Origin of the sequence: Micromonospora inyonensis (assembly GCF_900091415.1) — a bacterium.
In the GTDB taxonomy this organism is placed as follows: Bacteria; Actinomycetota; Actinomycetes; order Mycobacteriales; family Micromonosporaceae; genus Micromonospora; species Micromonospora inyonensis.
In genome coordinates this window covers 470,390-493,022 of the sequence record NZ_FMHU01000002.1, presented here as the reverse complement: position 1 = coordinate 493,022, position 22,633 = coordinate 470,390, and the positions used below count along the sequence as shown (strand labels likewise).

Below are 22,633 nucleotides of genomic sequence, written 5' to 3'. Positions count from 1 at the left end.
GCGGCTCTCTGCACTGACGTCGTCGGCGCGCTACTCGGCTCCGTCGTCACTCGTGGGGCACGCTACCGCCACACCGTCGACACCGACAGCGTTTTCCCGGCGGTGGCCGGGTGAGTGGCCTCACGTGGCCGGGGGCGTGACGCCGGTCGCCCGATGTGCATCGACAGGCGCCAGCGGGCGTAGGCTCGATCGCGTGACCATCGAGCAGTCCGCGCCGACCACCACCCAGGCTCCGCGCTCCGCGACCGCCGCTCCGGAGGGGCGGCGCCTGCTGCGGATCGAGGCACGCAACGCGGAGACGCCGATCGAACGCAAGCCACCGTGGATCAAGGTCAAGGCCAAGATGGGGCCGGAGTACACGTCCCTGCGGGGGCTGGTCTCCCGGGAGGGGCTGCACACCGTCTGCCAGGAGGCCGGGTGCCCCAACATCTACGAGTGCTGGGAGGACCGGGAGGCCACCTTCCTCATCGGCGGTGACCAGTGCACCCGGCGCTGCGACTTCTGCCAGATCGACACCGGCAAGCCGGCCGACTTCGACGCCGACGAACCGCGCCGGGTCGCCGAGTCGGTGGCCACGATGGGGCTGCGCTACGCGACCATCACCGGCGTCGCCCGGGACGACCTGCCCGACGGCGGCGCGTGGCTCTACGCCGAGACGGTCCGGCAGATCCACGCCCTCCAGGCCGGCTGCGGCGTCGAGCTGCTGATCCCGGACTTCAACGCGGTGCCCGACCAGCTCGCCGAGGTCTTCGGGTCCGGGCCGGAGGTGCTCGCGCACAACGTCGAGACGGTATCCCGGATCTTCAAGCGGATCCGGCCGGCGTTCCGCTACGACCGTTCCCTGGACGTGATCCGGCAGGCGCGCGCCGCCGGTCTGGTCACCAAGAGCAACCTGATCCTCGGCATGGGCGAGGAGCGCGCCGAGGTCTCCCAGGCGCTGCGCGACCTGCACGAGGCGGGCTGCGAGCTGATCACCATCACGCAGTACCTGCGCCCCACCCCGCGCCACCACCCGGTCGAGCGCTGGGTCAAGCCGGAGGAGTTCGTCGAGCTGCGCTCCGAGGCCGAGGAGATCGGGTTCGCCGGGGTGATGAGCGGGCCGCTGGTGCGCTCGTCGTACCGGGCCGGCCGTCTCTACCGGCAGGCCCTCGACGCGCGCGCGGCCAGTCCGGTCGGCTGATCGCCGCCCGGCCCGACACGTCGACGTGTCGGGCCGGACACTCTCCGCTACGGCGTGTTAGATTCCGCGCGTCCCACCCGCGGCCGCGCCGTCCCACCCTTCGATTTGACGGTTGCCCACACACGTCGAAGGTGATGAATTTATCTCATGGCCACTCCGCCGCACACCGTCGTCATCGGAGCCGGCCCCGCCGGCCTCACCGCCGCCTACGAGCTGAGCCGACGCAACGCGCCGGTCGAGGTCTTCGAGGCCGACGACGTGGTGGGCGGCATCAGTCGGACCGTGGAGCGCGACGGCTGGCGGTTCGACATCGGCGGGCACCGGTTCTTCACCAAGGTCCCGCGGGTCGAGGAGTTCTGGCACGAGGTCCTGCCGGACAGCGACTTCCTGCTGCGGCCCCGGATGAGCCGGATCCACTACCGGGGCCGGCTCTTCGACTACCCGCTGCGCGCCGGCAACGCGCTCGGCAACCTGGGGGTCGTCGAGGCGGTGCGCTGCGTCGGGTCGTACGTCTGGACCCGGATCCGGCCGCCGAAGGACCAGAGCCACTTCGAGGGGTGGGTCTCCGCCCGCTTCGGCACCCGGCTGTACCGGATGTTCTTCAAGACCTACACCGAGAAGGTCTGGGGGATACCGGCGACCGAGTTGCAGGCCGACTGGGCGGCCCAGCGGATCAGGAACCTCTCGCTGGCCGGGGCGGTGCGCAACGCGCTGCTGCCCAAGCGCAACCAGACGGACATCACCAGCCTGATCGAGGAGTTCCAGTACCCGAAGTACGGGCCGGGGATGATGTGGGAGCGCTGCGCCGAACTGGTCGCCAAGGCCGGCGGCACGGTCACCCTGAACACCTGGGCGCGTACCGTGCACCGGGCCGACGGACGCGCGGTGGCGGTGACCGTCGCCGATCCGGACGGTCACCGCCGGATCGAGGTCGACCACGTCGTCTCCAGCATGCCGATCTCGGACCTGGTCCGGGCGATGGACCCGCCCGCCCCGGAGCCGGTGCGGGCCGCCGCCGACGCGCTGCGCCACCGGGACTTCCTCACCGTGGCCCTGGTGGTACCGGCTGAGGCCGGCTTCCCGGACAACTGGATCTACGTGCACACCCCCGGGGTGCAGGTCGGCCGGATCCAGAACTTCGGCTCCTGGTCGCCGTACCTGGTGCAGGACGGGACGACCTGCCTGGGCCTGGAGTACTTCGTCAACGCCGGGGACGACCTGTGGACGTCGACCGACGAGGATCTCGTCGCGCTCGGCACCGCCGAGCTGGAGCGGCTCGGCCTGGTCCGGCCGGGCGCGGTCCGCACCGGGTACGTGGTCCGGATGCCGAAGGCGTACCCGGTCTACGACGAGGGGTACGAGCAGGCCGTCGACACGATCCGCCGGTGGCTGGCCGAGGCGGTGCCGAACGTGCACCCGGTCGGACGCAACGGCATGCACCGCTACAACAACCAGGACCACTCGATGCTCACCGCGATGCTCACCGCGGAGAACATCCTCGACGACGCCGGCCACGACATCTGGGCGGTCAACGTCGAGGAGGAATACCACGAGGAGAAGGCCACCGGCCGGCACGGCACCGGCCGGGCGGCGCCGGTGTTCCCCCGCCCCGCCGCCGGCTGACCGGCGGGCTGCCGGCCGTGGTGATCGGTCCGTACGGCGACCACTACACTTTGCGCCATGGCAAAGCCCCAGGAGAAGGTCTCGTTCGGCCAGCGGCTGAAGCAGATCGGGATGGTGTTCAGTTTCACCGCCAAGCAGGACCGCTGGTTCGCCCCACTGGTCGCCGGCGCGGTGCTGATCCCGCTCGCGCTGACCGTGGTCGCGGTGCTGAACTGGGGCTGGCTCTGGCTGCCGCTGGGGATCCTGTTCACCCTGCTCGCCGTGCTGGTCGTGCTCAACCTGCGGTCCAACCGGGCGATGATGAACGCCGCCGAGGGGCAGCCCGGCGCGGCGGCCTCGATCATGGAGAACATGCGCGGTGACTGGCGGGTCACCCCGGCGGTCAGCTCCACCACGCAGATGGACATGGTGCACCTGGTCATCGGCCGCCCCGGGGTGATCCTCCTCGCCGAGGGCCACCCGCAGCGGGTGCGCGGCCTGCTCGGCCAGGAGAAGCGACGCCTGTCCAAGGTGATCGGCAGCGCTCCGCTGTACGACTACATGATCGGCAACGACGAGGGCGAACTGCCGATCCGCAAGCTGCGCATGACGCTGATGCGGCTACCCCGCAACCTCAGCGGCAAGGACGTCAACGCCCTGGACAAGCGGCTCAAGGCGCTCACCGCCCGGCCGCAGTTGCCGAAGGGCGCCATCCCCAAGAACATGCGGCCCAGCAAGGGCCAGTTCCGCCAGATGCGCGGCCGCTGAGCACGCTTCCGGCACGAACCACCGACGGCGCCCCGCCACGAGGTAAACCCTCGGCGGGGCGCCGTCGTCGTTACCGGTGATGGAAGACCTCGACGCTGTCACCCCGGCTGACACGGACTCGTTCGACGAGTTCGTCCGTACCCGCTCGCCCGCGCTGCTGCGCTCGGCGTACCTGCTGACCACCGACCGGCACGCCGCGGAGGACCTGCTCCAGGAGGTGTTGGAGCGCCTCTACGCCCGATGGCGGCGGGCCCGGCAGGCGCCGGACGCGTACGCCCGGCGGATCCTGGTCAACCGGGCCATCGACCGCTGGCGGTGGCGCGGCCGGCGCCGGGAGGCGGCCCTCGCGGACGTGGCGGGGCCGGTCGTCGGCGACCACGCCGAGGAGGTCACGGTCCGGCAGGCCGTGCTCACCGCGCTGCGGTCGCTGCCGCCCCGGCAACGTGCCGCGGTGGTGTTGCGATATCTCGACGGGGCCCTGGCGGTCGTACTCCTGGCCGGTGGCCTCTCCGCCGCCGGGCACGCGAACCGACCGCCCAGGGTGACGACGCTCGCGGCGACCATCGGCGAGCGGCTGCTGGCGGGGCCCACCCGGGGTGACCTCGCCACCCACGCCGACTATCTGCGTGCGGTGACCGAACTACACGAACGCACCCGGTACGACGCGCCGCTGCGCGGGCTGATGAACGCCCGGGAGCCGGCCGGTCCGGCACACGTCACCTGGGCCGGGACGACCCAGTCCGGGCGGGCGGCGGTGGTCGCCCAGCGGATGCGGCTGGTGGAGGGCGACGGGGCGGTGCTGGTGACCTTCGTCGGCACCGGCGTGGACGGCCGGCCGGAAAAGGTGGGCGCCGACGTCTACGGTTCCGGTGGCCGTACCGGCTGGCAGAGTGTGGCGTTCCTGACCGGGCCGGAACGGTCGACGCTGGTGGTGCCCGACGTGGGAATCGAGGTGGAGTACTCGGTGGCCCGCCGGTACACGGCCGACGCGGTGACCCGCGACGACTGGCAACCGGTGCCGCCACCCGTCGACGGTGCCGCCCTGATCACCATCGGGCCGCAACGGGACCGCTGGACGGTGGCGGTCCGGCAGCGCGCCGGCGCGTACCTCGGCATCGGGAACCTGACCGACCCGACGGGCACCGCACCGGAGCGGGGCTGGCTGGGGTGGCGCCGACCGGCGGACGCGGACCACCCGGCCGCCCGACCGGCGTACCTGGTGCTCGGAGGGAGCGGAAGGACGGACGACCTGCCGGATGTCACCGAGGGTCGCCGGGCGCTGGCGGAGACGCCCGTCGGTGACGTCGAACCGCAGGCCCCACCCTGGCTGGGAATGGACTGGATCGCGGTGGGCCGGACCCCGTCCGGTGAGGAGATCGTCGCCGGCGACCTGAGGATGGGCAGCGATCCGGTGCGTACCCTGGTCCGCCTGCACCGACCCGGCGAGGCTTCGCTGGCGGTGGTGGGCCCGGTGGTGGATCCGGCGGCCTACCTGCCGGTGGTCGTCCGCCTCCCGGACGGGCGGGGGTGGCTGGTCGCACAGCCCGGCGCCGCGCTGAGCTGGTCCGACGGGCGCGGCGACTGGCGACAGGCCGGCCGGGACGCGGCGTTGCTGCCCGCCGGGGCGACGCAGGTCCGGGTGGGTACGGTCACCGTCCGGCTCGGCTAGGTCGACCGCGGGGCCGGAACGATCACCGAGCCGGCCAACCGGTCGTGTACGCCGCGCCGGTGCTCGTCCATCACCAGGGCGGGGACGACCAGGGCGAGCAGCACACCGCGCAGCAGCGCGCGGCCGACGCCGATCCGGCCCCCGTCGGCCCAGGAGAGGCAGCGGATCCGGGTGACGTACATGCCCGGGGTCCGGGCGAAGAGGCCGAGGAAGAAGCCGTACTCGACGACCAGCACCAGCACCGGCGCCCACCCGTCGGTCAGCGGGTCGGCGAAGAAGTTCGACACCAGCAGGCAGAGAACCCAGTCGACCACCAGCGCGCCGAAGCGGCGGCCCAGGCTGGGTGCGGTGAAGTCGGGGTCGGTGGCGGGCGGCACCGGGCGATGGGGCAGGCTCACAGCCGCCAAGGCTAGTCGGGACGCGTACCCCGCCGGGTCGCCGGGGTTCCGGCCCGGGTGGGACCGGCCGGGCGCCGATCGGCGGTGCCGGTCGGCCCGGGCGGGTATCGTCCGAACGGGGGCCGGGGACGGCCCGACGACGCGCCCCACCCGCCTCCACCGGACGCCCCACCGCCTTCACCGGCACAAAAGAGCAGCCAGAGCGGGTCTTAACACGGCAGAAACAGTAAGGACATGGCCGAGCAACCCCACGGCCATAGCGTCGCCAAGCAGCCAGCCACCCGTGGACGTGCCAGGAGGACGTGTGTTCGCCAATCCCGAGGAACTCCTGCGATACCTCAAGAACGAGGACGTGAAGTTCGTCGACGTACGGTTCTGTGACCTGCCCGGCGTGATGCAGCACTTCAACCTGCCGGTCGAGTCCGTGGACGACGCCTTCTTCACCGAGGGCCTCGCCTTCGACGGGTCGTCGATCCGGGGCTTCCAGGCGATCCACGAGTCGGACATGCTCCTGCTCCCGGACGTCGCGACCGCCTTCATCGATCCCTTCCGCGCGCAGAAGACCATCGCGCTGAACTTCTTCATCCACGACCCGTTCACCCGTGAGGCGTACTCCCGGGACCCGCGCAACGTGGCGAAGAAGGCCGAGGCGTACCTCGCGGCCAGCGGCATCGCCGACACCGCGTACTTCGGCGCCGAGGCGGAGTTCTACATCTTCGACTCGATCCGCCACGAGACCTCCGCGCACCAGTCGTTCTACTACATTGACTCGATCGAGGGCGCGTGGAACAGCGGCCGCGAGGAGGCCGGTGGCAACCGCGGATACAAGACCCCGTACAAGGGTGGCTACTTCCCGGTGCCGCCGGTCGACCACTACGCCGACCTGCGCGACAGCATCGTGCGCCGGCTGGTCGACGCCGGTTTCGCCGTGGAGCGCTCGCACCACGAGGTGGGCACCGCCGGTCAGTCCGAGATCAACTACCGGTTCTCCACCCTGCTGCACGCCGCCGACCAGCTCCAGCTCTTCAAGTACATCGTGAAGAACGAGGTCTGGGCCAACGGCAAGACCGCCACCTTCATGCCCAAGCCGCTCTTCGGTGACAACGGCTCCGGCATGCACACCCACCAGAGCCTCTGGCTCAACGGCGAGCCGCTGTTCCACGACGAGACCGGCTACGCCGGCCTGTCGGACACCGCCCGCTGGTACATCGGCGGCCTGCTGCACCACGCGCCGTCGCTGCTGGCCTTCACCAACCCGACGGTCAACTCGTTCCGCCGGCTGGTGCCGGGCTTCGAGGCGCCGGTCAACCTGGTCTACTCGCAGCGCAACCGCTCCGCCTGCACCCGGATCCCGGTCACCGGCAGCAACCCGAAGGCCAAGCGGGTCGAGTTCCGCGTGCCGGACCCGTCGGCCAACGTCTACCTCGCCTTCTCGGCGATGATGATGGCCGGCCTGGACGGCATCAAGAGCAAGATCGAGCCGCCGGCGCCGATCGACAAGGACCTGTACGACCTGCCGCCGGAGGAGTGGGGCGACGTCAAGCAGGTCCCGGGCTCACTGCCCGAGGTGCTCGACGCGCTCGAGGCCGACCACGACTACCTGCTCGACGGCGGCGTCTTCACCCCGGACCTGATCTCCACCTGGGTGGACTGGAAGCGGGCCAACGAGGTCGACCCGGTGCGCCTGCGCCCGACCCCGCACGAGTTCGCGATGTACTTCGACTGCTAGAAGCTCGTAGAGGAAGCCCCCGGGATCCAGCTTCCCGGGGGCTTCCTCGTGCTCTGCCAGGAATCGGCCCAGGGTCCCTCCCGGAACGCCCTGGATCACGCCCCCGAGGCGGGCGGTGGGTCAGGAGGCCGTGGCGGGCTTCCTGGTGGGGTCGACCGGGGTGGTGCCGTGAGTGGGGCGGCGGGTCAGGACCTGGGGGCCGGAATCCGTGATGGCGACCGTGTGTTCGGAGTGGGCGGTACGGGACCCGTCGGCCGAGCGGATCGTCCAGCCGTCGTTGTCGAACCTGATTTTGTCGGTGGAGCGGCAGAACCAGGGCTCGATGGCGATGGTGAGGCCGGGGGCGAGTTTCATGCCACGGCGGGCGCGACCGGTGTTGGAGACGTGCGGGGCCTCGTGCATGGTGCGGCCGATGCCGTGCCCGCCGAACTCGGCGTTGACGCCGTAGCCGTAGGAGTGGGCGACCTCGCCGATCGCGGCGGAGATGTCGCCGAGGCGCCCTCCGGGCTGGGCGGCGGCGATGGCGGCCTCCAGTGCGACCTCGGTGGCCTCGATCAGCCTCAGATCGGCCGGGTCGGGGGTGCCGACGACGACGGAGAGCGCCGAGTCGGCGACCCAGCCGTCGATGCCGACCGCCATGTCGATGCTGAGCAGGTCACCGTCGCGCAGGACATAGTCGTGCGGCAGGCCGTGCAGCACCGCGTCGTTGACCGACAGGCACAGCACGTTGCGGAACGGGCCCCGGCCGAACGAAGGGGCGTAGTCCCAGTAGCACGACTCGGCGCCGCGTTCGGAGATTCGGCGGCGGGCGAGGTGTTCGAGGTCCATCAGGTTGACGCCGACCGCGGCGACACCGCTCAGCTCGGCGAGCAGTTCGCCGACGAACTGGCCGGCCACCGCCATCCGGCCGATCTCCTCGGCGGACTTGAGCTCGATCACGACAGCCTCCCTCTCCGTATGCGGTATTTTTATACCACGCCGGTCGGGGGCACTCCGGAGGGCTATCCTGCTGGAATGGTTCGCCAACCACTCACCCCCGAACAGATCGCAGCGGGCCAGCGCCTCGGAACCGCCCTCCGGGCCGCGCGCGCCGGCCGCAGCCTCGTCGAGGTGGCCCTGGCAGCCGGCATCTCCCCCGAGACGCTGCGCAAGATCGAGGCAGGCCGCCTACCCGCACCGGCGTTCGGCACCGTGGTCTGCCTCAGCCAGGCCCTCGACGTCCCCCTCGGCGACCTGGCCGACGTCTGGCTGGCCGACATGCCCATCCGTCAGGCGTCCTAGCGACCAGCCACCCGGGTGCTCCGCCGTTCCGGTGAGGGCCGGCTCCGCACCACGCGGAGCCGGCCCTCACGCGTCGGGGGTGTTGCCGGCGCGGGTGTGTGCCCACGCCAGCCCGCCCCAGCCCGACTCACTCGGCGAGCACGCGGGTGAGCACGTCGTGCACCACGTCGACGAGCAGGTCGACGTCCGCCTCGGTGGTCCGCCAGTTGACGATCGCCGGACGCAGCGCCACCCGGCCGTCGTACACGGTGGTGCCGACGTAGACCCGCCCGTCGGCCAGCAGTGCGGCACCGAGCCGACGGTTGAGGTCGTCCAGCTTCTCCTCCGGGACACCGGCCGGGCGGGCGCGGAAGCAGACGATGCTCAGTGGCACCTCGGCGAGTCGTTCCAACCGGGGTGCCGCGTCGACCAGTCGGGCCAGGTGCTGCGCCAGATCGAGGTGGCGCTCGACCATCGCGCGGTACCCCTGCCGGCCGTACGCGGCAAGGGTCGCCCAGATCGGCAGTGACCGCGCCCGGCGCGACGACTCGGGGCCGAGCACGGCGTAGTCCGGCCCGGCACCGGCGGCCGGCACCGCGCTGGTCGCTCCCGGCAGGTACGCCGAGCCCGGCATGCCGAAGGCACGCGGAAGTCGGGCCGGATCCCGGAGGAACGCGAACCCGCTCTCGTACGGCACGTTGAGCCACTTGTGCCCGTCGCCGGCGATCGAGTCGGCCCGGTCCAGCCCTCGGACCAGGTGGGCGGTACGCGGTGACAGCGCGGCGAAGATGCCGAAGGCCGCGTCCACGTGCAGCCAGGCACCGTGCCGTTCGGCGATGTCGGCCAGCTCGTCCAACGGGTCGAAGTCACCGGTGTTCACCTCCCCGGCGTTGGCGATGACCACGGCCGGGGCGTCGATAGTGGCGAGGCGGCTCTCCAGGGCGACCAGGTCGACCCGGCCCACCTCGTCGCGGGCAAGGACCTCGACCGCGTTGCGTCCGTGGCCGAGCAGTTGCAGCGCCTTACGGTCGCTGGCGTGCACGTACCCGCCGCTGAGCACCGGCATCCGCGGCAGTCCGCTGAGCCCGTCGGCGGCGACGTCGACACCGTGCCGCTCCCCCCACCAGTGCGTCGCGACGGCCAGCCCGGTCAGGTTCGCGAACGTGGCGCTGGCGACGAGCGCCCCGCCGAGTGCCTCCGGCAGCCCGAACAGCTCCCGCAGCCAGGTCAGCGCGATGGTCTCGGTCTCGGCGGCGAACCGGGAGGACACCTGGAAGGACGCGACCTGGTCGAGAAGCGCGGCGGTCCAGTCGGCGGCGAGCGCGGCGGGGGTCACCCCGCCGGTGACGAAGTGGAAGAAGCGCGGCCCGGCCGAGTGCGTGGCGGTGGCCGTGCCGACGCGCAGCAGCCGCTCGATCGCGGCGGCCGATCCGGTCCCGTCCTCCGGCAGCGATCCGCCGTCGGCAGAAGGCGCCGCGCCGCCCACCGTGGGGGGCAACGCGCCGGCCGTGGGAAGCGCACCGCCGGGCGTGGCGGGTACGCCGGTGGCCGGCTGGCGGAGTTCGGCGAGCAGCGGCAGCATGGCCGGGTCGTGTACCGGCCGGTCGGCCAACGACGCCAGGTAGGGCCCCGCAGCCTGGTGGACCTGTCGGAGCGTGGCGTCGACCTCGGCGTCCAGCAGCGGATCGGTCACGGATGCGCCTCCTTCGGGTGGTCCGGCGACGTGGACCGGCGCAGCCGCCGGCCGCCCCACCCTGGCACCGCCGGGCCGAGGGACGCGCCGGCCAATCCGGGGACCGTGGCCCGCGGCTACGACACGGCGACGGGCACCCGTGGCTCGATCGTGAGCACGGCCTCCGGCTCGGCGACGGTACGGGCGCAGCTGCCGGGCCCCGTGGCGTCGACCGGCACCGGCTCGACCACCCTCACCGGTGCCGGGTGGTAGCAGGGGACCCCTGCTCATCACCAGACGACCGCAGGGGGCCCCTGCTACCACCAACCGAGCGGGCGGCGGACACCCCGAGCCCGATCACCAGGGCGGTCATCAGGAGGGCACCGGGGGCCTTGGTGAACCGGGCCAGGTTGGTGCCGTCGGGGAGGGTCAGGAAGGACGCCACCGCGCAGGGCACCAGGAACCAGGTGGTCCGGGTGGCGGCCACCGCCAGCACCGCGAGCGGCCAGACGGCGTACCAGGGGTGGAAGACCGGGGCGAGGGCGACCGTGGCGGCCAGCGCCAGCCCGCCCCCGGTCAGCGCCGCGCGGGGCCGCGCGGCGGCCAGCCGGGCCACCCGCTGCCGGACGCCGCTGAGCCGGCGCAGCCCGTGCCAGGCCCGGAACCAGAACGCGACCAGCAGCACCGCCAGCAGCACGACCGCGACCGCCCGGACGACCGGCACCGCGTTCGGGTCCCGGCCGAGCAGCCGGCCGGCGTAGTCGACGGTGAAGCCGACGGCGGTCGCCGGTGACGTCCACTGCTCGGAGTCGCCGCTGCGGGTCAGCCCGCCGATCCAGCCGAACCCGAGCCCGGAGGCCGCCGAGGTGGCCAGCAGGGCGGCCACCGCCCCGGCGACCACCCAGAGCCCGTCGCGCAGCAGCGCCCGGACGGTGACGATGCCCGCCACCGCGGCCAGGGCCGCGAAGGGCAGCACCACCAGCGCGGTGACCTTCACCGCCACGGCCAGCCCGAGCAGCGCCCCGCCGGCCAGCAGCCGGGGGCGCTGCCCGGGGTGGCGGACCACCAGCAGCAGACCGGCGAGGAGCAGGCCGACCATCACCGCGTCGTTGTGCGCCCCGGCGACCAGGTGCACCCCGACCAGCGGACAGGCCAGCACCAGCCAGACGGCCCGCCGCGCGGGCACCCCGGCGGCGCGGGCCAGCGCCGGCAGGCAGGCGGCGGCGAGGAGCACCCCGAGCACGGCGACCACCCGCAGCAGCGCGACGGTGCCCAGCAGCGAGCCTCCGAGCGCGGCGGCGGCCCCGGCGAGGAGCACGAAGACCGGCCCGTACGGGGCCGCGGTGTCCCGCCAGATCGGGGAGATCGCGTCCGCCCAGGGGCACCCGGCGGCGGCCACGCCTCCGGCGTACGGGTCACCGCCGGAGGCGTACACCCAGCCCTGGCAGGCGTACGAGTAGACGTCGCGACTGCCGGTCGGCACGGTGGCCAGCAGCGGCAGTGTCCACAGCCCGGCGGTGAGGTACGCCCAGCGTGTCGACGGGACGTGGTGGCGGGCCGTCCACCACGCCACGACCAGCCCGGCGGTGCCGACCAGCCAGGCGGTGAGCAGCAGCGGCCCGTGTTCGCCCCGCCAGATGCCGAGCGGGGTGACCCCGGACCGGAAGTCGGGGAAGACCCCGCCGAGCCAGGAGGCGACGGTGAGCAGCACCGCACCGGCCAGCCCACCCCAGCGGACCAGCCGCAGCCGACCCGCGCCGGCCGGGCCGGTCCCGGGACCGGCGGATGACGCGCCCTCGGTCGTCCGGGTCACCTCAGCATCCTCCCCGGGGGCGCAGTGAGCTGGTCAGCCGGTACTCCCCCGCACGGTCGACCCGGACGGTGACCCAGTCGTCCGGGCCCCGGGTGAGGCAGCCGCCCGGCCCCTCCAGGCTGAGCCACCGGGACCACCGGACGCGGACCAGCAGGTCACCGGCATCCGCCGGGGCGGTGAACCGCACCTGACCCGGGTCGGCGGCGACCAGCCGACCGGGGGCGGCCACCAGCAGCGTCGGGTCGGCGACCGCGTAGAGCCGCCAGGTGTCGTCGCGCCACACCTCGCGCAGGTACGGCAACCCACCGGCGACCAGGGTGGCCTCCTCCCGGGCCCAGCGGTCGGGCACGCTGTCCGGGGCGAGAGCGACGTACTGCACGGCGTTGCGGCGCAGCCAGTCGGCGTAGGTGTCGGCGTCCAGGCCGGTGCGGTAGAAGAGCCCGTTGCGGTCGGTGTCGACCTGCCGTTCCCAGCCCCGGGCCAGCGGCACGGTCGACGGCAGGTACGCCGACTCCCAGTGGTCACGCAGCGGCACCACCTCGACCCGCCCGACCGGGGCGCGGCGGGCCAGTTCGTCGGCGAGCGGCCGGTGGAAGGCGGCGGACGTCTCCGCCGAGCCGGCCCGGCCGAGGTCGGAGGTCATCACCGGGGACTGCCACCAGACGGCGGCGGCGAGCAGCGCGGCCAGCCATCGGGCGGGCAGCGGCGCGTACCCGGCCAGCACCGGCAGCGCGAAGAGCATCGGCAGTCGCAGCGCGTTCGACCCGATCGGGGTGGGCACGTAGTGGGCGGCGACCAGCAGCAGCACGGTCAGCGCCGCCCCGGTGCGCAGCACCCGGCGCCGCCGGGGCAGCACGAACAGGACCAGCACGGCCAGCGCCACGTTGATCCGCATCGACTCGGCGGTGTACGGCTGGGTGCCGCCGTTGCCGAAGAGCACCGCCATCGGGGCGAGCGCGACCGCCGGTGCGACGCAGAGGGTCAGGCTCTCCGCCAGCGGGCGGTCGGTCCGCCAGCCGCCGGGCAGCGGCCGGGCCCCGACCGCCGCGGAGTGCGGGCCGTCGACGTCCGGGCCGCTCCCCGGTCGCAGGCTGGCCAGCAGCAGCGCCGCGCCGGCCAGGCCGGTGAAGAGTCCGGCGACCGGGCTGGCCCAGGTGGCGAGCGCGGCGAGCAGCGCGGCCAGGGTGAGCCGCAGCGGGCGCGACAGCCGCTCGGCGGAGACCGCGACCAGGGCGGCCAGCCCGAGGGCCAGCCCGACGGCGAAGGTGATCCGGCCGCTGGCCAGGTTGCCGACCAGCACCACCGCGCCGAGCAGCCCGGCCAGCAGCGGTCGCCGGGCGCGGTGCCGGACGAACAGCCAGCCCAGCGCGGCGGCGGAGAGCACCGCGGCGACCGCGCCGACGACCCGTACCCCGAACAGGGTGCCCAGGCCGGCGGTGAGCAGGCTGTAGCCGTACTGGTGGACCCCGCCGTACCAGCCGAGGTCGACCGGGGTGGTGCCGTGCCGGTCGACGAAGTCGGCACGGGCGACCTGGGCGGCCAGGTCGGTGCCCATCGGCGGGGCGAGCAGGAACGCCGCCGCGAGCACCAGCGCCGCCCCGGTGACCAGCAGCGGGACGCCCCGACGCCGACCGGACGCCGGTGCGGCGACCGGCCGGGTGGCGGCGGCACCGGCGCTGGTGACGGACTCGGGGCCGGCGGCGGTGCCGGCGAACCGGAGGGCAGCGGCTGGGACCGCCGGGCGTGGCGCCGACTCAGGCATCGAGGACGTGTTCCATGGCGGTGCGGCAGCGCCGGGCGGTGCGCAGGTACTCGTCGAGGAACTCGCCCGGGTCGTCCGCCCCGAACAGCTGGACCACTCCGGCCAACTCCACGCCGTGCCGGGGGAGCTGGTCGCCGTCCCGGCCACGGACCAGCATCAGCGCGTTGCGGACCTGCGCGGCCGTCGTCCAGCCGGCGGCCATCGCGGCGGCGTCGGCCGGGTCGACCAGCCCGGCGTCGCGGGCGGCGGCCAGCGCCCCGAGGGTACGCGTGCCGCGTAGCTCCGGGTGCCGACCGGCGTACCGGAGCTGGAGCAGTTGCACCGCCCACTCGACGTCGGCGAGTCCGCCCCGGCCGAGTTTGGTGTGCGTGGCCGGGTCCGCGCCCCGGGGCAGGCGTTCGGTCTCCACCCGGGCCTTGATCCGTCGGATCTCGACAACCTGTTCCCGGCTGAGCCCGTCGGCCGGGTAACGCACCGGCTCGATCATCGCCTCGAACTCGGTGCCGAGGTCGGCGTCCCCGCAGACGAAGCGGGCCCGCAGCAGGGCCTGCGCCTCCCAGACCCTGGACCAGCGGGCGTAGTACTGGGCGTAGGCGGCGAGGCTGCGCACCAGCGGGCCCTGCCGGCCCTCCGGGCGCAGGTCGGCGTCCACCCCGAGGGCCGGGTCCGGGGCGGGCATGCCGAGCAGCCGCCGCAGCTCCTCGGCGATGCCGTGCGCGGCGGCGCTGGCGGCGCTCTCCTGGACCTCCGGTGGGGCGTCGTAGACGAAGAGCACATCGGCGTCGGAGAGGTAGTTCGACTCGTAGCCGCCGAGGCGGCCCATGCCGATCACCGCGAACCTCAGGCCGGGCACGTCCGGGCGGGCGGCCCGGGCGGTACGCAGCGCGGCGGTGAGGGTGGCGTCGGTGACCGCGGCCAGGGCCGCGCCGACGGCGCTGACGTCCGGCGGGGTCTCCCGGGCGGCCCGGGGGGCGAGCGAGCCGGCCCGGCTGAGCACGTCGGCGCAGGCGAGCCGGACCAGCTCGCGGCGGCGCAGCGCGCGGACCGCGCGGGTGGCCTGCACCGGGTCGGTGTGCCGGGCCGCCGCCGCGGTGAACCCCTCGCAGAGCACCTCGCGGGGGCGCGGGGTCAGCTCGCTCTCCTCGGCCAGCAGCCGCAGCGCCTCCGGCTCCCGGGAGAGCAGGTCGGTGGCGTACCGGGACAGCGACAGCACCCGGGCCAGCCGGCGGGCCACCGGGCCCTCGTCGCGCAGCAGGCGCAGGTACCAGGGGGTGCTGCCGAGTTTGTCGGACACCTGCCGGTAGTTGAGCAGGCCCCGGTCCGGTTCCGGGGCGTCGGCGAACTCGCTGAGCAGCACCGGCAGCAGGGTGCGCTGGATGGCGGCGGTACGACTGACCCCGCCGGTGAGGGCCTGGAGGTGCCGCAGCGCCCCGGCCGGGTCGGCGAAGCCGAGGATCTCCAGCCGGTTCCGGGCGGCCTCGGGGGTCAGCCGCAGCCCGTCGGCGGGCACCCGGGCCACCGACTCCAGCAGTGGCCGGTAGAGCAGTTTGGCGTGCAGCCGGCGTACCTCGGTGGCGTGGGTGACCCAGTCGGCGCGGAACGCCTCGACGGCGCTGCGCCCCGGTTCGGCGGTGTAGCCGAGCGCGGCGGCGAGCCAGCGCAGCCCGGCCGGCTCGGCCGGCACGGTGTGGGTGCGGCGCAGTCCCTGGAGCTGTAGGCGGTGCTCGACGCCGCGCAGGAAGCGGTACCCGCGCAGCAGCCCCTCCCCGTCGGCGCGGCCGACGTAGCCACCGGCGACCAGCGCGCGCAGCGCCGGGATGGTGCCGGCTTCGCGCAACGACTCGTCGCCCCGGCCGTGTACCAGTTGCAGCAGCTGCACGGCGAACTCGATGTCACGCAGGCCACCCGGACCGCGCTTGATCTCGCGCTCCAGCTCCTTCGGCGGGATGTTCTCGATGATCTTCTTGCGCATCGAGCGGACGTCGGAGACCGCCTCCGGCCGCTCGGCGGCCCGCCAGAGCAACGGGGCGAGCTGCTCGATCCACTCGCTCGCCAGGGCCAGGTCACCGGCGGCGGGGCGGGCCTTGAGCAGGGCCTGGAACTCCCAGGTACGCGCCCAGCGGCGGTAGTAGGCGAGGTGGCTGGTGAGGGTGCGGACCAGCGGCCCCCGGTTGCCCTCCGGACGCAGCGCGGCGTCCACCGGCCAGGCGACCAGCCCGCAGACGTGGATCAGCCGGGTGGCGATGATGGTGGCCACGGCCAGGTCGGCGTCGTCGTCGGCCACGAAGATCACGTCGACGTCGGAGACGTAGTTCAGTTCACCGCCGCCGCACTTGCCCATCGCCACCACGGCCAGCCGGGGCACCGGCGCGCCCTCGGGCAGTTCGCCGACCGCGATGTCGTACGCGGCGGACAGGGTGGCGTCGGCCAGCGCGGAGAGCGCCGCCATGGACTGCTCCAGGGCACGCCCGCCGGTCAGGTCGGCCGCCGCGATCCCCAGCAGCGCCAACCGGTACGCCGCGCGCAGCGCCGGGATCGGCTTGCCCTCCCCGAGCGGGCCGAGCCGCCCGGCGGCGGAGGGGGCGAGCCCGTCCGGGGCGGTGGCGAGCACCCGCCAGTGCTCCGGATTGGCCACCAGGTGGTCGCCGAGCGCCGAGGACGCGCCCAGCACCGCGACCAGCCGGCGGCGCAGCCCCGGGTCGGCGTGTACCGCGGCCAGCAGGGCGGAGCCCTCGTCGGCCCGGGGCGCGGTGCGGCGTTCCGCCTCGACGATCCGGTGCAGCTGGCGCAGGGCCAGGTCCGGGTCGGCGGCGCGGGAGAGCGCGGTCAGCAGCTCGGCGGCCGGCTCGTCGACCGGCTCCTGCGACTCGGGCCGCCACAGGCCGAGCCCGTCCGGGCCGAGCAGGTCGGCGGCGCGCACGCCCCCGTCGTCACCGACCCCGAACCCGTACCGGGCGAGGCGGTTGGTCCTGGTGGATCTGGCCATGCCGCTCAGTGCCCGAGCAGGGGCAGGGTGGGCCGGGGCGTGCGGTCGTCGTCCAGCTCGCCGAGGGCGAGCGCGGCGAACCGGGCGGCGAAGGGCTGCCAGACCTCCTCGATGTCGGCCATCACCGCGTCGCAGGCGGCCACCACCACGTCCGGGTCGTAGCCGAGCCGGGCCAGGAGCCGGGAGTCGGTGGCCCAGGTGGCGATCATGGCGGTGTCGCACTCGATGTGGAACTGGAAACCCCAGGCCCGGTCGCCGAGGCGGAACGCCTGGTGCGGATAGCGGGTGGAGGCGGCGAGCAGGGTGGCGCCCCGGGGCAGTTCGGTGATCTCGTCCACGTGCCACTGGATCACGTCGGGGATCAGCGGCACGTACCGGAAGAGCGGGTCGGTCTCGGCGGCGTCCCGCTTGCCGACGACGCACGGACCGACCTCGGGACCGGACGGGCTGCGCACCACCTCGCCGGCGTGCGCGGTGGCGAGGAGCTGGCCGCCGAGGCAGATCCCGAGGGTGGGCACCCGGTGGCGCACCGCCTTGCGCAGCAGCCCCTCCAGGGCCGGGAACCACGGCGCGCCGGGGGTGCCGTCCGGCTGCGGGTACGGCTGCCGTTCGCCGCCGAGCACCACCAGGGCGGCGTACCCGTCGAGGTCGGCGGGGAGGTCGTCACCGGCGTACGGGCGCAGGACCCGCAGCGTGAGCCCAGCCTCGGTCAGCCACTCCCCCAGGCGTCGGGGGTCGTCGGTCGGGTCGTTCTCGATCACCAGCGCGGTTGCCACGACGTCGAGGCTATCCGGTGGCCCTCGGCGGGCCGGATAGGCTCTGCCGCTGTGAGCCGTGCCCCCGCCGACGTGGTCCGTCCGCCCGCCCTGCGCCCGGGCGACACGGTCATGCTGGTGTCACCGTCCGGGCCGATCCGGCCGGAGCGGCTCGCCCGGGGCGTCGAACTGCTCACCGGTTGGGGACTGCGGCCGGTGCCCGCTCCGAACGCCCACGCCCGACACGGCTACCTGGCCGGCACCGACGAGCTGCGCGCCGCCGACCTGAACACCGCGTTCGCCGACCCCGAGGTGCGCGGGATCGTCTGCACCCGGGGCGGGTACGGCGCACAGCGCGTGGTGGACGCGATCGACATGGCCGCCGTACGCCGGGACCCGAAGGTGGTGGCCGGGTTCTCCGACATCACCGCCCTCCAGTTCGCGCTCTGGCGGGGCGCCCGGCTGGCCAGTGTGCACGGGCCGGGTGCCGCCTGGCGGGACGAGCGCACCCCGCTGCGCTCGGCGGAGTCGCTGCACGCCGCGCTGACCACCACCGAACCGGTCACCGTGGCCGCCGACCCGGCCGAGGGGACCTTTCCGGTACGCGTACCGGGACGGGCCAGCGGGACGCTGCTCGGCGGGAACCTCTGCCTGATCGTCGCCTCGCTCGGCACCCGGGACATGCCGGACCTGACCGGGGCGGTCCTGCTGGTCGAGGACGTGCAGGAGCCGCCGTACAAGGTGGACCGGATGCTCACCCAGCTCCGCCGGGCCGGGGCGCTGGACGGCGTCGCCGGGGTGGCGGTCGGCCAGTTCACCGGCTGCGCCGACGGCTGGGAGACGACCGTCGTCGACGTGCTGCTCGACCGCCTCGGCGACCTGGGCGTCCCGGTGCTGGGGGGCCTGCCCGTCGGGCACGGCCCCGGTCAGCTCACCGTGCCGGTGGGCACCCCCGCCACCCTCGACACCGACGCCGGCACGCTGACCGTCTCCCCCGCCGTCCGCTGACCCGGCGGCTGCTCTCCCGCCGGCCTCCCCTGGATCGGACCGGGGGTCGTCTTTCCGACTGGACGTCCGGTTTGCAGCTGACGTGTGCCCGAGATTCCCAGCGGAATGACAGGCTCACCACGGGTGGCCCCCAGTTGTGCCGGGCACCGTCGTCGGGTCAACGGCACACCGAGCAGCAGGAGGAACCATGGCCAGGAAGCACCTGATCGCCGGGCTCGTGGCGGCCGGCGCACTCGGGCTGGGGATCGCCGCGCCGGCGGTTGCCTCCGCCGGGAACGGCGAGACGGCCAGCCCCAGCACCAGCGAGAGCACCGACCGGACCGCACGGCAGAGCGCCTTCGCCGAGGCGCTGGCCGAGGAACTGGACGTACCGGCCGACAAGGTGACCGCCGCCCTGGAGAAGCTGCGCGAGGAGCGCAAGGGTGACCGCCCGGAGCGGGGCGGCTGGCGCGGTGGTGGGGACGCCACCGACCGGCAGGCCGCGCTGAAGGAGCGGCTGGCCCAGGCCGTCAAGGACGGCAAGCTCACCCAGGCGCAGGCCGACGCGATCACCGCGGCGGTCGAGGCCGGGGTGTTCCCCGGCGGCGGCTGGCACCGCTTCGGCGGTCAAGCCGGGAAGTGACCGCCGGCGTCGTCCGCTCTCCGACGACCGGACCGGTCAACCGTTCCGGTCGTCGGGGCTCGGGGGTGCGGCGTCGCGAGCAGGTCCGGCCGGTGCCGGGCCAGCACCGCCACCAGGCGGTTCGCCGTGCTCGCCGGCAGCACGCCGTCGTCGAGCAGGCCGAGGTCGGCGAGCCGGCCCAGGGCGTGACCGACCAGGTCCCGATCGTCCCGGCCCGACCGGTCGGAGAGTTCCGACACCGCGTGCACGATCTGGGCGGCCAGCCCGTCGTCCACGTCGGCGCCGCGCTCGACGACGGCCAGGCTGGCCCGGACGTACGCGGAGAGGGCCCGCACCTCCCAGCGGCTCATCCCGTGGATCCCGCCGAGCAGCTCCGTCCCGAGCGCGGGCGGCACCGCGTGGTCCACAGCGAGCCGGTCGAAGAGCAGGGTCGCCAGATCCGACTCCTCGAAGGGCGACCGCTCCCGGTCGAGGTGCCCGATCATCCGCGCCACCGCGCCGTACACGCGGGCCCGTCCGGCCGCGTCGGCGCCCTGGAGGGGCAGCAGCAGCATCGCGAGCAGGTGGTGCGCCACCGACCGGTGGCCCGTCGACGGCACCAGCGAGTCCAACGCCGACGGCAGGCGGGTCAGCAGGGGCTCCAGGGCGTGCGTCACCGCGTCGCCCTGCGGATCGCACTCGAAGTGCACCGTCCGCCGCAGCACCGGCGCGCCCCGGTTCGGCAGTACGTGGATCGTCCCCGACTCCGCACGTTCCGCCGGGGCGTACGTCCACTCCGGGTCGACCGGCGGCGGCTGCCAGGCCCCGTCGGCGAGGCGGAGCCGGACGTCGCGGCGTCCACCGTCGCCGAGCCGGTCCAGCGCGACCGCGTTGACCAGGCCGCGGTACTCGTCGTCGGTGAGCTGGGAGCGCCAGAGCAGCGCCTGCCGGGTCCACGACGACCGCACGTCGGCACCGGGGTAGAGCTGGCGACCGGAAACCTGACCGGCCAGGCAGACCAGCAGCACCAGCAGGTTCGCGCTGTACGCGGCGTGCCGGGCCGGGACCGGCAGCGCCCGGGGCCGGTACGCCGCGAAACGCCGGGGAGGCCGGTCGTCGTGCACGCCGTGGAAGAGGCGGAGCAGCACCTCGGTGGCGGCGTCACGTCGCTCGGCGGGCCACGACCGGAGGGTCTCGGTGAGGAAGGTGACCACCGGGGCCCGGCCGGTCAGGGTGGCCGAGGAGAGCAGCGCGTGCAGCGGGTCGTCGTCCACGTCGCGGCGCAGGCTGACCGCCGCGGCGACGGCGGCCATCTCGCCGAGGACCAGGGCGGCCGTCCGGGCCACCAGGAACTCGCCGAAGGTGGCGTGCAGGAACTCGTACGTCGCGCGCCGGTCGTCGTCCCGGTTCGCCTGCGAGCGGTGCACGAAGAAGAACCGCCCGAGCAGCATCCCGGCGGGACGCAACGGAACCCGCAGGTCGTTGCCGGACCGGCTGGCCGGCGGTGCGGCGAGGAAGGGCAGGGCGGCCAGGTCCGTTTCGAGGTCCTCCTCGGTGACCCACTGGACGCCCCGGTTGAACATCCCGTACGCGACCACCGCCAGCCGTCGTAGTTCCTCTTCGGCGGCCCGCGCCAGCTCCCGTTCGGGCAGGTCGGGGCGGTGCTTGCCGACCTCCCGGCGGGCGAAGCTGCGCAGCAGCCGTTCGTACAGCTCGCTGCGGCGCAGCTCACCGGCGGCGGTGAGGTCGTTGCCGGCGGCGGCGTACAGGGCGAGCATCATCAGCAGCAGGGGCTGCTCGGCCAGTTCCCGGTGGGCCAGCACCGCCTCCGGGTCCAACGGTCGGACCCCGAGCCGGGCGAAGTGGTGCACGTTGACCGCGTTCCACACCTGCACCCAGCGTCCCACCCGGGCCCGGTCGAACGGTTCGAGCCGCAACGCCACCGCCCCGGGTGGGGGCTTGGCCCGGTCGGCGACGCTGGTCCGGCTGGTGACCAGCACCGCCACCGGTCGTCCCTGGTCGGCTTCCCGGCGCTGGAACGCGGCGACCCGCAGCAGGTAGTCGGTCTGGGTCACCCCGGTGGCCTGGAGCAGCTCGTCGAAGCCGTCGAGGAGCACCACGGGCAGCGCGTCGCCGGCCGAGCGCACCAGCGCCGGCCAGTCCAGCCGTTCCCCGGTGGCGTACCGGACGCTCTGTTCGATCTGCTCCTGGAGGTCCGTCTCGACGCGGACCTCGCGGAGCACCACCCGGACGACCAGGAAGTCGGCGGCCGGCAGCTGGGCCGCCAGGACCCGGGTGAGCACGGACTTGCCCGAGCCGGGTTGGCCGAGCACCAGCAGCGGCGCCCGGGTGGCCATCGCCGAGGTGAGGTACCAGGCGAGCAGGTCGGGCAGGTCGTGCCGGACCGGCTGCCCCCGCCACCACACCTCGTCGCTGGGGCGGGCCTGCCCGTCGAGGGCCGCGACCCGGCACAGCGGCGGGACGTATGCCTCACCGAGGGTGGGCACCTCCATCCCGGCCGGCACCTCTCCCGCCTCGACGATCGGCCGGTCCAGTGTCGCGGTGTACGCGCGGGCCAGCGCGGCCGGCCACCCCTGCGGCGGTCGTCCGGTGGAGACGTCGGTGAGCACCCGACGCAGCTCGGCGAGACCGAGGGCGACCTGGTGCACCTCCTGGCGGGTGGCCTCGTGCTCGTACCGCCCCGACCAGTACGCCACCTCGGGGAACTCCACCGCCAGCGCGAGACTCAGGTCCCGGTACCGGCGCACGGCCAGGCGCGGGACGGCCGCCAGCGCCTCCCGGAACGCCCGTTGCCGGGTGGTGTCGAGCCGTTCCCAGGCGGCCAGTCCGGTCACGTGCACGGCGAGCTGCTCGGCGATGGCGCGGTAGTACCGGTCGAGCGCCTCACCGAGCCGGGCGGGGGGCAGGTGCGGGCCGGGCACCGGGGCGGGCAGCGCGAACATGCTCCGGGTGACCGCCCTCGGGTCGGCCGGCCCACCGCCGGCCACGGCGAGTTGCTCGGTCTTTCCGATCTCCAGGTCGGCGAAGGCGAACGGCAGGTCGACCTCGTGCAGCACCTCGAAGAAGGCGGTGACCGCGATGACCGCGTGCGCCGCCTCCAACCGTTCGGTCCGGCCGTACCGGGACAGCCCGGAGCGCTGTTCGGTGAGGTGCCGCAGCAGGTCCCGGCCGAGCCGGACGAACTCCCCCTTGGCGTCGAAGATGCCCAGCAGCGCCGGCACCGGTACCGCCCCGGCGAGCAGCGCCCACCCGGCCAGCCGGTCGAACGTCTCGACGAACCGGCTGCGCTCGCCTCCGAGCAGGCGTACGGCGTCGGCGTAACTGAGTTCGTCCGGCACGGTCCGCTTCCCTCCCACGACTCCCCGGAGTCAGCATGCCGGACCCGCGCACCCGGTCGTCCACCGGCCGG

16 protein-coding genes are annotated in these 22,633 nt (G+C 74.2%); 8 read left to right on the top strand and 8 right to left on the bottom strand.

Annotated features, from left to right (window positions below; all coding sequences use genetic code 11):
- The first annotated feature begins 136 nt into the window (after positions 1–136).
- The 4 genes from lipA to GA0074694_RS17295 all read left to right on the top strand — a co-directional run bounded on the left by lipA (position 137) and on the right by GA0074694_RS17295 (position 5,219).
- Positions 137–1,180, top strand: a complete 1,044-nt coding sequence (gene lipA / locus GA0074694_RS17310; protein WP_176738174.1) for a lipoyl synthase — start codon at positions 137–139, stop codon at positions 1,178–1,180.
- Between the two features lie 147 nt (positions 1,181–1,327).
- Positions 1,328–2,803, top strand: a complete 1,476-nt coding sequence (locus tag GA0074694_RS17305) for an NAD(P)/FAD-dependent oxidoreductase (RefSeq protein ID WP_091459669.1) — start codon at positions 1,328–1,330, stop codon at positions 2,801–2,803.
- Positions 2,804–2,860: 57 nt separating this feature from the next.
- On the top strand, positions 2,861–3,550 hold the full coding sequence (locus tag GA0074694_RS17300) for a DUF4191 domain-containing protein (protein WP_091459668.1): 690 nt from the start codon (positions 2,861–2,863) through the stop codon (positions 3,548–3,550).
- A gap of 79 nt (positions 3,551–3,629) precedes the next feature.
- Positions 3,630–5,219 (top strand): sigma-70 family RNA polymerase sigma factor, encoded by a 1,590-nt coding sequence (locus GA0074694_RS17295; protein ID WP_091459667.1) that lies wholly within the window; start codon positions 3,630–3,632, stop codon positions 5,217–5,219.
- On the opposite strand, the gene GA0074694_RS17290 is transcribed toward GA0074694_RS17295, so the two are convergent.
- Positions 5,216–5,617 (bottom strand): RDD family protein, encoded by a 402-nt coding sequence (locus tag GA0074694_RS17290; RefSeq protein ID WP_091459666.1) that lies wholly within the window; start codon positions 5,615–5,617, stop codon positions 5,216–5,218. The two genes, GA0074694_RS17295 and GA0074694_RS17290, sit on opposite strands and share 4 nt — an antisense overlap.
- A gap of 304 nt (positions 5,618–5,921) precedes the next feature.
- On the opposite strand from GA0074694_RS17290, the gene glnA reads away from it, so the two are divergent.
- Positions 5,922–7,346, top strand: a complete 1,425-nt coding sequence (gene glnA, locus GA0074694_RS17285; protein ID WP_091459665.1) for a type I glutamate--ammonia ligase — start codon at positions 5,922–5,924, stop codon at positions 7,344–7,346.
- A 120-nt stretch (positions 7,347–7,466) separates the two neighbouring features.
- Here the strand turns inward: glnA and map are convergent, their stop codons facing one another.
- Positions 7,467–8,285, bottom strand: a complete 819-nt coding sequence (gene map / locus GA0074694_RS17280; protein WP_091459664.1) for a type I methionyl aminopeptidase — start codon at positions 8,283–8,285, stop codon at positions 7,467–7,469.
- 75 nt (positions 8,286–8,360) lie between these two features.
- Between map and GA0074694_RS17275 the strand changes: the two genes are divergently transcribed.
- Positions 8,361–8,627 (top strand): helix-turn-helix domain-containing protein, encoded by a 267-nt coding sequence (locus GA0074694_RS17275; RefSeq protein ID WP_091459663.1) that lies wholly within the window; start codon positions 8,361–8,363, stop codon positions 8,625–8,627.
- 127 nt (positions 8,628–8,754) lie between these two features.
- Here GA0074694_RS17275 and GA0074694_RS17270 read toward each other — a convergent pair whose 3' ends face one another.
- The 5 genes from GA0074694_RS17270 to GA0074694_RS17250 form a co-directional block, all read right to left on the bottom strand.
- Entirely contained in the window at positions 8,755–10,299 is a 1,545-nt protein-coding gene (locus tag GA0074694_RS17270) for a pyridoxal phosphate-dependent decarboxylase family protein (protein WP_218105722.1), read from the bottom strand.
- Positions 10,300–10,531: 232 nt separating this feature from the next.
- Positions 10,532–12,025, bottom strand: a complete 1,494-nt coding sequence (mptB, locus tag GA0074694_RS17265) for a polyprenol phosphomannose-dependent alpha 1,6 mannosyltransferase MptB (RefSeq protein WP_141714312.1) — start codon at positions 12,023–12,025, stop codon at positions 10,532–10,534.
- Between the two features lie 67 nt (positions 12,026–12,092).
- Complete coding sequence (locus GA0074694_RS17260) at positions 12,093–13,646, bottom strand: hypothetical protein (RefSeq protein WP_245715003.1); 1,554 nt, start codon at positions 13,644–13,646, stop codon at positions 12,093–12,095.
- 199 nt (positions 13,647–13,845) lie between these two features.
- On the bottom strand, positions 13,846–16,839 hold the full coding sequence (locus GA0074694_RS17255) for a bifunctional [glutamine synthetase] adenylyltransferase/[glutamine synthetase]-adenylyl-L-tyrosine phosphorylase (RefSeq protein ID WP_091459662.1): 2,994 nt from the start codon (positions 16,837–16,839) through the stop codon (positions 13,846–13,848).
- A 5-nt stretch (positions 16,840–16,844) separates the two neighbouring features.
- On the bottom strand, positions 16,845–17,615 hold the full coding sequence (locus GA0074694_RS17250; protein WP_091459661.1) for a type 1 glutamine amidotransferase: 771 nt from the start codon (positions 17,613–17,615) through the stop codon (positions 16,845–16,847).
- Positions 17,616–17,726: 111 nt separating this feature from the next.
- Here GA0074694_RS17250 and GA0074694_RS17245 point away from each other — a divergent pair, with 111 nt between their 5' ends.
- Together GA0074694_RS17245 and GA0074694_RS17240 are read left to right on the top strand one after the other, a co-directional pair.
- A complete protein-coding gene (locus GA0074694_RS17245) occupies positions 17,727–18,602 on the top strand; it encodes a S66 peptidase family protein (protein WP_091463335.1) in 876 nt (291 codons plus the stop codon).
- Positions 18,603–18,789: 187 nt separating this feature from the next.
- The gene (locus GA0074694_RS17240) at positions 18,790–19,224 is read left to right on the top strand and encodes a hypothetical protein (RefSeq protein WP_091459660.1); all 435 of its coding nucleotides are present in this window, start codon (positions 18,790–18,792) and stop codon (positions 19,222–19,224) included.
- Here the strand turns inward: GA0074694_RS17240 and GA0074694_RS33670 are convergent.
- Positions 19,209–22,562 (bottom strand): NACHT domain-containing protein, encoded by a 3,354-nt coding sequence (locus GA0074694_RS33670; RefSeq protein ID WP_091459659.1) that lies wholly within the window; start codon positions 22,560–22,562, stop codon positions 19,209–19,211. The genes GA0074694_RS17240 and GA0074694_RS33670 overlap by 16 nt on opposite strands.
- Between the last annotated feature and the right edge of the window lie 71 nt (positions 22,563–22,633).

Excerpts from the sequence above, each read along its gene's own strand:
- GA0074694_RS17305 (WP_091459669.1), top strand. The coding sequence starts at position 1,328 with ATGGCCACTCCGCCGCACACCGTCGTCATCGGAGCCGGCCCCGCCGGC.
- GA0074694_RS17300 (WP_091459668.1), top strand. The coding sequence starts at position 2,861 with ATGGCAAAGCCCCAGGAGAAGGTCTCGTTCGGCCAGCGGCTGAAGCAG.
- GA0074694_RS17295 (WP_091459667.1), top strand. The coding sequence starts at position 3,630 with ATGGAAGACCTCGACGCTGTCACCCCGGCTGACACGGACTCGTTCGAC.
- GA0074694_RS17275 (WP_091459663.1), top strand. The coding sequence starts at position 8,361 with ATGGTTCGCCAACCACTCACCCCCGAACAGATCGCAGCGGGCCAGCGC.
- GA0074694_RS17260 (WP_245715003.1), bottom strand. The coding sequence starts at position 13,646 with ATGGGCACCGACCTGGCCGCCCAGGTCGCCCGTGCCGACTTCGTCGAC.
- GA0074694_RS17255 (WP_091459662.1), bottom strand. The coding sequence starts at position 16,839 with ATGGCCAGATCCACCAGGACCAACCGCCTCGCCCGGTACGGGTTCGGG.
- GA0074694_RS17245 (WP_091463335.1), top strand. The coding sequence starts at position 17,727 with ATGCTGGTGTCACCGTCCGGGCCGATCCGGCCGGAGCGGCTCGCCCGG.
- GA0074694_RS17240 (WP_091459660.1), top strand. The coding sequence starts at position 18,790 with ATGGCCAGGAAGCACCTGATCGCCGGGCTCGTGGCGGCCGGCGCACTC.